This is a genomic window from Pseudomonas migulae (genome assembly GCF_043225285.1).
In the GTDB taxonomy this organism is placed as follows: domain Bacteria; phylum Pseudomonadota; class Gammaproteobacteria; order Pseudomonadales; family Pseudomonadaceae; genus Aquipseudomonas; species Aquipseudomonas migulae_C.
In genome coordinates, this window is the sequence record NZ_CP171224.1 from 3499051 (window position 1) to 3511406 (window position 12356).

Annotated in this window: 13 protein-coding genes; 3 read left to right on the forward strand and 10 right to left on the reverse strand. The window is 61.8% G+C overall.

Features of this window, described 5'->3' with window-relative positions:
• Positions 1-56 precede the first annotated feature (56 nt).
• Positions 57-1022 (reverse strand): isopenicillin N synthase family dioxygenase, encoded by a 966-nt coding sequence (locus tag ACF6ZU_RS16120; protein WP_392885154.1) that lies wholly within the window; start codon positions 1020-1022, stop codon positions 57-59.
• A 140-nt stretch (positions 1023-1162) separates the two neighbouring features.
• Positions 1163-2245 carry a BMP family ABC transporter substrate-binding protein gene (locus ACF6ZU_RS16125; protein WP_392885155.1) on the reverse strand — a complete coding sequence of 361 codons (1083 nt, stop codon included), beginning with the start codon at positions 2243-2245 and terminating at the stop codon, positions 1163-1165.
• A gap of 308 nt (positions 2246-2553) precedes the next feature.
• Between ACF6ZU_RS16125 and ACF6ZU_RS16130 the strand changes: the two genes are divergently transcribed.
• Positions 2554-3642 (forward strand): calcium:proton antiporter, encoded by a 1089-nt coding sequence (locus tag ACF6ZU_RS16130; protein ID WP_392885156.1) that lies wholly within the window; start codon positions 2554-2556, stop codon positions 3640-3642.
• Positions 3643-3720: 78 nt separating this feature from the next.
• Here the strand turns inward: ACF6ZU_RS16130 and ACF6ZU_RS16135 are convergent, their stop codons facing one another.
• From ACF6ZU_RS16135 to ACF6ZU_RS16145, 3 genes are all read right to left on the reverse strand, one after another.
• Complete coding sequence (locus ACF6ZU_RS16135; RefSeq protein WP_392885157.1) at positions 3721-5076, reverse strand: 8-oxoguanine deaminase; 1356 nt, start codon at positions 5074-5076, stop codon at positions 3721-3723.
• Between the two features lie 263 nt (positions 5077-5339).
• Positions 5340-6026 (reverse strand): SDR family oxidoreductase, encoded by a 687-nt coding sequence (locus tag ACF6ZU_RS16140; RefSeq protein WP_392885158.1) that lies wholly within the window; start codon positions 6024-6026, stop codon positions 5340-5342.
• Positions 6027-6051: 25 nt separating this feature from the next.
• Positions 6052-6402, reverse strand: a complete 351-nt coding sequence (locus tag ACF6ZU_RS16145) for a MerR family transcriptional regulator (RefSeq protein ID WP_392885159.1) — start codon at positions 6400-6402, stop codon at positions 6052-6054.
• An 83-nt stretch (positions 6403-6485) separates the two neighbouring features.
• Between ACF6ZU_RS16145 and ACF6ZU_RS16150 the strand changes: the two genes are divergently transcribed.
• Complete coding sequence (locus ACF6ZU_RS16150) at positions 6486-6920, forward strand: hypothetical protein (RefSeq protein ID WP_392885160.1); 435 nt, start codon at positions 6486-6488, stop codon at positions 6918-6920.
• 34 nt (positions 6921-6954) lie between these two features.
• On the opposite strand, the gene ACF6ZU_RS16155 is transcribed toward ACF6ZU_RS16150, so the two are convergent.
• The 3 genes from ACF6ZU_RS16155 to ACF6ZU_RS16165 are packed head-to-tail and all read right to left on the reverse strand — an operon-like array spanning position 6955 to position 10564.
• Positions 6955-7881 carry an ABC transporter permease gene (locus tag ACF6ZU_RS16155; RefSeq protein ID WP_046054472.1) on the reverse strand — a complete coding sequence of 309 codons (927 nt, stop codon included), beginning with the start codon at positions 7879-7881 and terminating at the stop codon, positions 6955-6957.
• Entirely contained in the window at positions 7881-8987 is a 1107-nt protein-coding gene (locus ACF6ZU_RS16160) for an ABC transporter permease (RefSeq protein WP_392885161.1), read from the reverse strand. Before ACF6ZU_RS16160 ends, ACF6ZU_RS16155 begins: the two co-directional genes overlap by 1 nt.
• An 11-nt stretch (positions 8988-8998) precedes the next feature.
• The gene (locus tag ACF6ZU_RS16165; protein WP_392885162.1) at positions 8999-10564 is read right to left on the reverse strand and encodes an ABC transporter ATP-binding protein; all 1566 of its coding nucleotides are present in this window, start codon (positions 10562-10564) and stop codon (positions 8999-9001) included.
• Between the two features lie 24 nt (positions 10565-10588).
• Here ACF6ZU_RS16165 and ACF6ZU_RS16170 point away from each other — a divergent pair, with 24 nt between their 5' ends.
• Positions 10589-10870, forward strand: a complete 282-nt coding sequence (locus ACF6ZU_RS16170) for a hypothetical protein (protein WP_392885163.1) — start codon at positions 10589-10591, stop codon at positions 10868-10870.
• A gap of 196 nt (positions 10871-11066) precedes the next feature.
• On the opposite strand, the gene ACF6ZU_RS16175 is transcribed toward ACF6ZU_RS16170, so the two are convergent.
• Positions 11067-11648, reverse strand: coding sequence for an IMPACT family protein (locus ACF6ZU_RS16175; RefSeq protein ID WP_392885164.1), 582 nt, complete (start codon positions 11646-11648; stop codon positions 11067-11069).
• Between the two features lie 7 nt (positions 11649-11655).
• A complete protein-coding gene (locus tag ACF6ZU_RS16180; protein ID WP_392885165.1) occupies positions 11656-12306 on the reverse strand; it encodes a TetR/AcrR family transcriptional regulator in 651 nt (216 codons plus the stop codon).
• Positions 12307-12356: the final 50 nt, after the last annotated feature.

Consider the following 12356-nt stretch of genomic DNA (forward strand, 5'->3'; position numbering starts at 1 on the left):
GCGGCATTCTACAGATGCTCGCCGCAACAATTGGTAAAACCTGACCAAGAGGTTCATTAGCCGGCCTCTTGCTCTCGCCGATAAGCATAGGTGTCGGCGAAGCGCGAGAGCAGGAATTCGGCGCAAGTGGTGACCGGATACTTCGCCGGGTGCGATTCATCCTGACAACCGGGCAGGCATTCGATACGCGTGTCGGGATGCGGCTCGGCGAAGAACGGCATCGAGTAACGATCGACCCCCAGCGGGCTGATCACCCGGTGCGGCGTCGACAGGTAACGGTCGTTGCTCCAGCGCGCCATCATGTCGCCGAGGTTGACCACGAACGTGCCTTCGATCGGCGGCGCATCGATCCATTCGCCTTTGACGTTGCGCACTTGCAGGCCACCGGCGTTGTCCTGGTAGAGCAGGGTTATGCAGCCGTAATCGGTGTGGGCACCGGCGCCTTGCTGCTCGGCGGAGCTGGCGGTATGGCGTGGCGGGTAATGGATCATCCGCAGCACGCTGACCGGCTCATGGAACCGTGTGTCGAAGAAGTCGCGCTCGATGCCGAGAGCCATCGTCATCGCGCGCAGCAGGGTTTGGGCGAGGGCCTGCATGTCGACGTAGTGCTGTTCCATCAACGCTTCCCAACCGGGTATCGATGGATGACGGTTGGGACCGCGCAGCGGTTTTTCCGCGAGCACTTCCGGGTGATCGGCCGGCAGGTGCAGGCCCATGTCGAAGGTTTCCTTCAGGTCGCTGGGAGTGTTCGGGTCGAGCTGCTCGGTGGCGATGGCGCCGTAGCCGCGATGGTGTCGGGTCTGGGTGATGTCGATGCTGAGCTTTTCGGCATCGGGCCGGGCGAAGAAACGCCGGGTGTGATCGAGCACGGCCTCGATGCGCTCGGCCGAAACCGGATGGCCCTTGATGTAGAAAAAGCCCCACTCGCGGCAGGCGCGGTCGATGTGCGTGGCGACGGCTTGCCAGGCGGATTGGTCGTCGCTGTAGAGCGGGCTGATGTCGATGATGGGCAGGCTGTTCATGCTGCTTTCCTGAGATGGAATGAGCTTTTGTAGGAGCTGGCTTGCCAGCGATGGCGGCCTCCTGTTCACCATTGATGTTGAACCTGATGGCCTCATCGCCGGCAAGCCGGCTCCTACAGGGGTGTGTGTTGGGCTGAGGGTTACTTCGGTATCTCGGCCTTCATGCCTTCAACGTAGTAATTCATCGAGGCCAATTCCGCGTTGGTGGCGGTCGCACCCACCGGGATTTTCTCGGAGCCCGCCTGATCCTTGATCGGCCCGGTGAACGGATGCAGCGCACCGCTCTTGATGTCCGCGATGATCTGTTCGGCTTCGGCTTTCACCGGCGCGGGCACCAGGTCGCTGATCGGCAGTTCAACCGTGCCTTCCTTCAATCCGCCCCAGTAGTCCTGGGATTTCCACGCGTGGTCAATCACGCTTTGGGTCGCCTGGATGTAGTGCGGCGCCCAGTCGTTGACGATCGATGTCAGCACCGCTTTCGGCCCGAAGTGCGCCATGTCCGAAGCGTAGCCCACGGCATACACGCCGCGACGTTCGGCAGCCTGGATCGGCGCCGGGCTGTCGGTGTGCTGGAACACTACGTCCACGCCCTGATCGATCAGGGCGTTGGCGGCGTCGGCTTCCTTGCCCGGGTCGAACCAGGAATTGACCCACACCACCTTGATCTCGGTGCCGGGGTTGTATTTGTTCAGGGCCAGTTGAATGGCGTTGATGTCGCGGATCACTTCCGGAATCGGGAACGAGGCGACATAGCCGATCTTCTTGGTCTTGGTCATTTTCGCCGCGAGGAAACCACCGACGTAGCGACCTTCATAGGTGCGTGCCAGGTAGGTGCCGAGGTTCTTGTCCTGCTTGTAGCCGGTGGCGTGTTCGAAAGTCACCTTGGGAAATTGCTTGGCCACCTTCAGGGTCGGGTTCATGTAGCCGAAGGACGTGGTGAAGATCAGGTCGTAATTGTCCTTGGCCATGTTGCGGATCACCCGCTCGGCGTCGGCGCCTTCGGCGACGTTCTCCACGTAGTTGGTGGTGATCTGGCTGCCGAATTTCTCGGCCAGCGCCTTGCGTCCCTGTTCATGCTGATACGTCCAGCCGTGATCGCCGATCGGGCCGATGTAGACGAAGCCGACTTTCAACGGGTCGGCGGCATTGGCGCCGAGGGTGGCGCTCAGACCGACAGCCGCGGCAACGGCGCACAGCAGCTTCTTCAACGGACGTTTCTGCATGAATTCCCACTCCATTTTGTTTTGAGGTTGGAGGGGGCAATGCAAATTACTGACCAACAGGACAACAAAGTTTGAGGTTTCAGGTTTTGTGGTGATTGGGAGGGCGCCATCGCCGGCAAGCCGGCTCCTACAAGTGCTTGACCACCGCGGTCATGTAGGAGCCGGCTTGCCGGCGATGGCGCACGCCGGTGCGCCGCCGAATCTTCTTGCCTGCCTGTGGTGCGCTAAGGTGTAACGAAACGTTAGCGCCGCCCCGCAGTCAGTAGCTCATCGCACCGATTCCGCTTCACTCGGCATATAGGCCCGCAATGCTCACATTCCTCAAGCAAGAAAAATTTCTGCTGCTGGCCCTGATCGCCGCATTCATCGCATACCCGCTGGAACACTGGATGCTGCACAACGGCCAGCCGACCGCGCTGATCGCCGGCCTGGTGCTGATCGCCTTCATCGTCGCCGCGTCCATGCGCGTCGCGCATCACGCCGAACTGCTGGCGGAAAAAGTCGGCGACCCCTACGGCACGATGATCCTGACGCTGGCGGCGGTGCTGGTGGAAGTGGTGATCCTGGCGATCATGATGAGCAACGAAGCATCGCCCACGCTGGTGCGCGACACGATCTATTCGGCGGTGATGCTCGACATCAACGGCATCCTTGGTCTTGCCGCGTTGATGGGCGGTATCAAGCACGGTGAGCAGTCCTACAACGATGATTCTGCGCGCAGCTACAGCGTGATGATCCTCACGGCCATGGGCGTTTCCATGGTGGTGCCGGAGTTTATTCCGGAGGCGGACTGGAAGATTTATTCCGCGTTCACCATTGGTGCGATGGTCGTGCTCTACACCCTGTTCCTGCGCATGCAGGTCGGGCCCCACAGTTATTTCTTCAGCTACAGCTACCCGGAGAAACGGCGCAAGAAAATCCCGGAAGACGCGCCCGAGTCGATCAACCTGGGGTTGAGTATCGGCACGCTGGTGTTTGGTGTGGTGGTGATCGGCGCGCTGGCGGAGGTGATGTCCAAGACCCTCGACCTGGGCCTGGAAGGAACGGGTGCGCCGCCGGTGATCACGGCGATTCTGGTGGCGGCGATTTCCGCGGCGCCGGAGATTCTGACCGCGTTGCGCGCGGCGTTGGCCAACCGCATGCAGTCGGTGGTCAACATCGCCATGGGCGCTTCATTGTCGACGGTGATCCTGACGGTGCCGGTGATGGAAGCGATGGCGCTCTACACCGGCCAGCCGTTTCAGATGGCGATGACGCCGGTGCAGACGGTGATGGTCTTCCTCACGCTGATCGTCAGTGCGATCAACCTCAACGACGGGGAAACCAATGCCATCGAAGGCATGACCCACTTTGTGCTGTTTGCGACGTTCATCATGTTGTCGGTGCTCGGCCTTTAAAAAGCATCGCCGGCAAGCCTGCTCCTACAGGAACTGCACATAACCTGTAGGAGCCGGCTTGCCGGCGATAGCGTCGGGTCAGACGCCGCTGATCAACTGCCGGGCCGCCTGGCTGTGATCGGCGATCAGTCCCTTGAGATCCAACCCCTCAACCTGCCCGTCAATCACTCGCCACTTCCCACCGACCATCACCCGGTCCGCCCGGTCCGCGCCGCACAGCAGCAACGCCGACACCGGGTCATGGCTACCGGAGAAGCGAAGCTCATCCAGCTTGAACAACGCCAGGTCCGCCTGTTTGCCCACGGCCAGTTCACCAATGTCAGTCCGCCCGAGCAAACTTGCCGAGCCCTTGGTCGCCCAGCCCAGCACCAGTTCCGGGGTGATCTTCGCGGCGCCGTAACGCAGGCGTTGGATGTACAGCGCCTGACGGGTTTCGAGCATCATGTTCGACGCATCGTTGGACGCCGAGCCGTCCACGCCCAGGCCCAGCAGGGCGCCCGCGTCGGTCAGGTCCAGCGTCGGGCAGATGCCGGAGGCCAGGCGCATGTTCGAGCTTGGGCAATGGCAAATCCCGGTGCCCGCCGCGCCGAGGCGGGCGATTTCATCCGGGTTGAAATGGATGCCGTGGGCCAGCCAGGTGCGCGGGCCGAGCCAGCCGACGCTGTCCAAGTAATCCACGGTACGCAGGCCGAAGCGCTGCAGGCAGAAGTCTTCTTCGTCGAGGGTTTCCGCCAGGTGAGTGTGCAGGCGCACGTCGAGTTTGTTGGCCAGTTCGGCGCTGGCGGACATGATTTCCGGGGTCACCGAAAATGGCGAGCACGGCGCCAGGGCGATCTGGATTTGCGCACCCTCGCCGCGCTCGTGGTAGGCGGCGATCAGGCGCTGGCTGTCGTCGAGAATCACCTCGCCTTCCTGCACGGTCTGCTGCGGCGGCAGGCCGCCATCCTTCTCGCCGAGGCTCATGGAGCCGCGGGTCAGCATGGCGCGCATGCCCAGTTCGCGGACGCTTTCGACTTGCACGTCGATCGCGTTTTCCAGACCTTCGGGAAATAGGTAATGGTGATCGGCCGCCGTGGTGCAGCCCGACAACAGCAGTTCGGCCAGCGCGACTTTGGTGGCGAGGGCGAGTTTTTCAGGGGTGAGTCGCGCCCAGACCGGGTACAGGGTTTTCAGCCACGGAAACAGCGGCTGATTGACCACCGGCGCCCAGGCGCGGGTCAGGGTTTGGTAGAAATGGTGATGGGTGTTGATCAGCCCCGGCAGGATCACATGCTCGCGGGCATCGAACACCTCGCAAGGTGCGGACGGTTGCTGGCCGGCGGCGAGCACTTCGACGATCAGGCCGTCTTGCACAACCAGGCCGCCACGGGCATCGAGGCCATTGGCAGTGAAGATCGCGAGGGGATTTTTTAACCAGGTACGGGTCGCAGGCATGTTGGCCGGCTCCTCTGAAAGTGGGTTCAGGTTAGCCAGCTCAGTGATTACCCTGTCTGCTGATCCAGGGTCGCCGCGGGGACGAGGTGCGCAGTGTCGAACAAAACCCCGTTGCGGGCAACCCCGGCCCGACCAGACGACCGAGCCTCACGTGGAACGCGTACCTGTGGGAGCGAGCCTGCTCGCGATGGTGGGTCAGCTGCATTGGTGTCGACTGACACTCCATCGCGAGCAGGCTCGCTCCCACATTGGATTTTCGGCGTTTACCAGGGAATGGTTTCACCCTTGTAGTTGACGAAGTGATGTCCGCCTTTGCCGATGTACGCATTCACCTGATCCACCAACCCCCGCACGCTGGTGTCCACATCGATATCGGCGCCTTCACCGCCCATGTCGGTTTTCACCCAGCCCGGATGCAGTGATAACACGGTCAATTTCTGATCGCCCAATTGCGTCACGAAGCTGTTGGTCATCGAGTTCAACGCTGCCTTGCTCGCCTTGTACAACGCCAGTTCCGGCGCGTCCGGCATGGTCACGCTGCCGAGCACCGAACTCATGAAGGCGAGCACGCCAGTCTCTGGGCGAATCTGCCCGACAAACCGCTGGGCCAGGTTGATCGGCGCCACCGCATTGGTGAAAAACAGCTGGCCGACTTCTGCCAGCGTCGCACCGCCCGGTGTTTGCACGTCAGGGCCTTTGACCCCGGCGTTCACGAACAGCAGGTCAAACACTTCGCCCTTGAGCTGTTGGCTCAACGCGATGACGGCCTGCTGATCATCCATGTCGAGTTTTTCGATCCGCACCTTGCCCAACGCCTGTAAGGCGTCGGCATTCTGCGGGTTGCGCACGGTGGCGGTGACTTGCCAGCCGTCGGCCAGCAGGGTTTTCACCAGGCCGAGGCCCAGGCCCCGGGAGGCGCCGATGATGAGTGCGGTTTTTGCCGTGGACATGAGTGGCTTCCTTGAAAAAAGAGAATCAGGGATTTAAAGGACAACGCTGACCGAGCCGTTGTTGCAACTCGTTGCGCAACGCGCCGAGTTCATCCATTCGGGTCTCGATCAGTTTGAGTTTGTCTTGCAGCAATTGCGTGACGGCGCTGTCCGGGTCGGGCGACTGCCACAACGCGGCGACGCTGTTGCCGATCTCGCCGAGGGTAAAGCCCAGGCGTTGAGCGGTCTTGATGTACAGCACCAGTTGCACCATGTCGGCCGGGTAGTCGCGATAACCGTTGGCGGTGCGTTGCGCGGCGATCAGGCCGCGCTGCTCGTAGAAGCGCAGCGTGTCGCGGCTGACGGCGCTGGCCTGGGCTAATTCACCAATGCGCATCCTGACATCTCGAGAGGGGCTTGACCCTGGAGCATACTCCAGGCTTTAGGCTTGTTGCTCCCTGAATTTATGGAGCAGTGCCGATGTGGACTTCAACGCAATATCGCCGCGTGGTGCGGGGCAGCGCCTGGTATGACTTGCTGGTGACGGCGGCGTTTGTCACGCCGTGGAGTTTTGCCGCGTTGCATGGGCTATTGATCAGTGTGAGCCAGGCATTCGACCTGCCTGGCGAGCTGCCGGCGTTTGAACCGATGCACATGTTGATGGCGAATCTGTTGGGGTCGATCGTGTGCGTGTGGGCGGTGCTGCGGATTCGTGACCCGCAGCAGGTTTATGGCCGATATGACGCGGTGGGCAGGTTTCTGTTTTCTGCCTGGCAGCTCTATGCCTTGCTGCATGGCGCCAGTTCGCTGCTGGTGATTTTCCTGTTCTTTGAATTGGCGTGGGGCGTTGCTCAGGTGTTGCCCGTTAGGCCGTCATCGCGAGCAGGCTCGCTCCCACAGGGGAACGCGGTCTGAATGTGGGACCGAGCCTGCTCGGGAAGGGGCCGCCCTAATGCCCGCTCTGCCAAGGCTGCCCCAGCGACACCGGCGCATACAATCGCGTGCGCAACGCATCCCGCGACAACAGCACCAACACCACAATCGTCGCGACATACGGCAGCATCGCCAGCAGGCTCGACGGAATCGCCAGCCCCAACCCCTGCGCCACCAGATGCAGGATGCTGGCGAGTCCGAACAGGTACGCCCCCAGCAGCAGCCGCCATACCCGCCAACTGGCGAACACCACCAGCGCCAGGGCAATCCAGCCACGCCCGGCGCTCATGTTCTCGGCCCACATCGGCGTGTAGGCCAGGGACAAATAAGCCCCGGCCAACCCGGCCATTGCCCCGCCGAACAACACCGCCAGCGTGCGCACGCCCAACACCGGCAACCCCATCGCACTGGCCGCGTCCGGGTTTTCCCCGACCGCCTGAATGATCAGGCCGACACGGCTTTTGACGATCACCCACGCCACCAGCGCAAACAACGCGAACGACAGGTACACCAGCAGATCCTGGGCAAACAGCATCCGCCCGATCAGCGGAATCTCGCTCAAGTAAGGAATCGCCACCGGCTCGAATCCCGCCAGCGGCTTGCCGACCCATGCCGCGCCGACAAACGTCGACAGCCCGACCCCGAAGATCGTCAGCGCCAAACCGGTCGCCACCTGATTGGCGTTGAACACCAGGGCCACCAGCGCAAACAGCGACGACAACAGCATCCCGGCGAGCATCGCCAGCAACACGCCGAGCCACAGGTTGCCGCTGTTCAGCGCGACGATAAAACCGATCACCGCGCCAAACAGCATCATCCCTTCCTGACCGAGGTTGAGGACGCCGCTCTTCTCGCAGATCAGTTCACCCAGCGCCACCAACAGCAGCGGTGTGCCGCAACGAACCATGGCGTAGAAAATATTGCTCAGCAGATCGATATCCATCACAGCGCTCCTGCGTGTACGACGGTGGCTGGTGCGCGGCGGGCCCAGCGCAGGTTCAACCGCGGCCGGTAGAGAATCAGCACGTCACTGGCGAGCAGGAAAAACAGCATCATCCCCTGGAACAGTTGCGTGATCGCCTGTGGCAGATTCAGGCTCATCTGCGCGCTCTCGCCGCCGATGTACAACAGCGCCATCAACAGGCTGGAAAACAGAATGCCGACAGGATTGAGCCGCCCGAGAAATGCCACGGTGATCGCGGCATAGCCGTAGCCGGGCGAGACTTGCGGCACCAGTTGGCCGATCGGCCCGGTGACTTCGCAGACGCCGGCCAGCCCGGCCAATCCGCCGCTGATCAGCAGCGCCAGCCAGATCAGACGCTTCTCGCGAAAGCCGACGAAACCCGCCGCACGTTTGTCCAGCCCGAGCACTTTGATCTGAAAACCGATGAAGCTTTTTTGCAGCAACACCCACACCGCCACCAAGGCCAGCAGCGCGAAATACACGCCGGCGTGAACCCGACCGTCTTCCATCAACAGCGGCAAGCGGCTGGCATCGCCGAACATCGCCGACTCCGGAAAGTTGAACCCGGCCGGGTCTTTCAACGGCCCATGCACACAGAACAACAACAGGTTCAGGGCGATGTAGTTGAGCATGATGCTGGTGAGGATTTCGTTGGCGTTGAAGCGCGTGCGCAACCACGCCGTCAGCCCGGCCCACGCCGCGCCGGCCAGGGTGCCGACGAGCAGGATCATCACCAGCGCCCATCGGCTTTGCAGGTCGATGATGTTCACCGCCAGCGCACTGCCGGCCAAGGCACCGAGCAGCAACTGGCCTTCGGCGCCAATGTTCCAGATGCGCGCCTGATACGCCACGGCCAGGCCGAGCGCGCAGAGCAGAATCGGCAACGCCTTGACCAGCAATTCGGAGACGCCATACCAATCGCTGACCGGGGCGATCAGCAACGTATGCAACGTCAACAATGGGTCATGACCCAACGCGATGAACAGCAGCGAGCCGCAGCCCAGCGTGAGGACCGCCGCCAGCAACGGCGAGCACCACAACATCAGGCGCGATTGCTGGCCACGGGGTTCGAGAGAAAGCAGCATGTGAAGCTCCGTTAAACCGTTGCGGGTGCGAGTGAGAGGGGGGCGTCGAACTGGCCGGCCATCCAGCCGCCGACATCGCTCAGGCGTGTATCGACTGTGGCCCGCAGCGGCGACAATCGACCGCTGCACAAGGCGCCGAGCCGGTCGCTGATCTGGAACAGTTCATCGAGGTCTTCGGAGATCACCAGGATCGCCGCGCCGGCATCGCGCAACGCAATCAACGCACTGTGAATGGTCGCGGCGGCGCCGACGTCGACGCCCCAGGTCGGGTGTGCGGCGACCAGCAGTTTCGGTTGCTGGAGGATTTCCCGGCCGAGGATGAATTTCTGCAGGTTGCCACCGGACAGGCTGCGGGCCGGGGTTTGCGCGTCGGGTGTCTTGACGCCGAAGCGGCGGATGATTTCATCGGCCAGCGCGGCGACCTTGCCGCGCTGGATCAGCCCGTTGCTGACCAGCCCTTGCTGAAAGGCCGTGAGCAGAGCGTTGTCCGCCAGACTCAATTCCGGCACCGCGCCGTGACCCAGGCGTTCGGCGGGGACAAATGCCAGGCCGAGGCTGCGGCGGGCATCGGGGCGTAAATGGGCGATGGGGTGTTCGCCAAATCGGATGGTCGTGGAGTCATTGCGATGCAGGCGTTCTTCGCCGCTGAGCAACGCCAGCAACTCGTCCTGCCCATTGCCCGCCACGCCGGCGATGCCAACGATTTCACCGCGGCGCACCTCGAGATCGATGCCCTCCAGTGAGCACCCGAACGGGTCCGGGTTGTGCCACGACAATCGGCTCACACTCAGGAAGGCATCCGCGCCGGTGACCTTCGGGTAATCAGTGATCAACCCGGCCGCTTCCCCGACCATCAACTTCGCCAATTGTTGATACGAACACTCGGCCGGCACGCAATGCCCGGCGACTCGCCCGCCGCGCAGCACCGTGGCGCTGTGGCACAAGGCGCGAACCTCGCCGAGCTTGTGGCTGATAAACAAAATGCTGCAGCCCTCGGCTGCGAGTCGGCGCAAGGTCACGAACAATTCGTCAGCCTCCTGCGGCGTGAGCACCGAGGTGGGTTCGTCGAGAATCAGCAGACGGATGTCCTGCATCAGGCAACGAATGATTTCCACCCGTTGCCGCTCGCCAATCGACAGGCTGTGGACAAGTCGCTCCGGTTCCAGCGCCATGCCGTAGCGCCGTGACACTTCGCGGATTTTCGGCTCAAGCTGCTTTGGCGTCCCGGCTGCCGCGCCCATCGCCAGTGCGATGTTTTGCGCCACGCTGAGGGTTTCGAACAGCGAGAAATGCTGGAACACCATGCCGATCCCGAGACTGCGGGCCTGGGCCGGATTGCGCAGTGCGATGCGCTGGCCTTGCCAGATGATCTCGCCGGAGTCGGCATGGGTCACGCCGTAGATGATCTTCATCAGGGTGCTTTTGCCCGCGCCGTTTTCGCCGAGCAGCGCGTGGATTTCCCCGGGCGCAATGCTCAGGTCGATGGCATCGTTGGCCAGGCAACCTGGGTAACGTTTGCTGATCTGGCGCAGCTGCAAGCGAGGAGATGAATCGTGGATCGGCACGGGGTTGGGCATGACAGGCTCGGGTCGATTGACGTTATGCCTGTGGATAAAGCAATTTCCTGGCCATTGAGTCAGGAAAACTCAAAAGCCCTGTTGGCCAAGGCGTTAAGGACGCTGGTTGGCGATGTGTCGATGCCGATTTCGGCACCACTGGAGGGCAAAGCCGTTGATCTGGCTCTGTTTTTGCGCATCCAGTGTTGGTCAAAAAACGATCAGTTCGGTGCGAGCCATGCCGGGCATGGGGTCGCGACAGCCATGAACGGGTTATCCACAGGTTGCTCCACAGTATTTGTGCGCAAGCGCAAAGCTCGGGCATAAGCACTGGGCGGCTTTCTTCTAAAGGTGATAAACCGCGCTAACTAATTGTTTTTACGTGGATTTAGCAGGAATGGTAGCCGGTTGGACGAAAAATGAGCAATGCCCGCAAAGCCGCATGACAGAAGGGTTACAGGGGTATGTGCTCAGGTTATCCACAGCCGGGTGCACAGTAGATGTGGGCAACTGCGCGAGTGCTTCAGCGCTGCAACAAAATGCGCCCACGGCTTAAATCTGCCAGCTGGGTTTGCAGCGTATCGAGCTGTGCTTCGCCCATCGCCAATTGCAGCTCTACACCGTTGGCCGTGAAGGTTTCTTCGACAACCAGTCCGCCAAGCTCCGCGACCCGGAGCTTCACCAGCGTCAGCTCCGCAAACCCGCAGGCGCAACTCACCGGCACGCGGCTGATCAGTTCGATCTTCGGCGCCGCTTGCAGGCACTTGTTGGCGCCACCGCCATAGGCCCGGGCGAGGCCGCCGGTGCCGAGCTGGATGCCGCCATACCAACGGATCACCAGCACCACGACCTGATCGCAATCCTGCGCGTCGATCGCCGCGAGGATGGGGCGTCCGGCCGTGCCGCCCGGTTCTCCGTCATCGGTGCTGCGATATTGGGCGCCGAGTTTCCAGGCCCAGCAGTTGTGCGTGGCGTTCAGATCGCTGTGCTGTTCGATGAACGCCTGGGCTTCGGCAGGGCTGCTGATCGGTGCGGCGAACGTAATGAAACGGCTTTTGCGAATTTCTTCGCGGAATTCGCAAAAGCCGCTGAGGGTAAAAGGCATAAGTGTCTTATAGGGTTGGAGTGAGGCCGCAGCCTTTGAGAATGATGCGGATCAGGTTGTTGCCGGCGTCTTCCATGTCTTGCTTGGTCAATTTGGTACGGCCGCTGACCCGGCAGATTTGCGTCGCAAAATCCGCGTAGTGCTGGGTGCTGCCCCACAACAGGAAGATCAGGTTCACCGGATCGACCTGATCCATTTTGCCGGCGTCGATCCACGCCTGGAAGACCGCCGCACGCCCCTGGAACCAGGCGCGGTAGTCCTGGTTGAAATACTCGGTCAGGCACTCGCCGCCGCTGATGACTTCCATCGCGAAGATCCGCGAGGCCTGCGGCTGGCGCCGGGAGAACTCCATCTTGGCGCGGATGTAGCGGGTCAGCGCTTCGGCCGGATCGTCCTCGGCGGTGAGGGTATTGAAGGTGCTGTCCCACAACTGCAGGATGTTGCTCAGCACCGCCACGTACAACCCCAGTTTATTGGTGAAGTAGTAATGCAGGTTGGCCTTGGGCAACCCGGCATTCAGGGCGATGGTGTTCATGCTCGTGCCTTTGAACCCGTGACGGGCGAACTCGTCTTCGGCGGCTTTGATGATGGTCTCTTCGTTCTTCTGACGAATGCGGCTGGCAGGTTTGCCGCCGTGAGCAGGGACTTCAAAGGTCATAGGCACTTCCGGACAGGTGGGTGGGTGCAACCAGTGCGTTGATAGCGCAC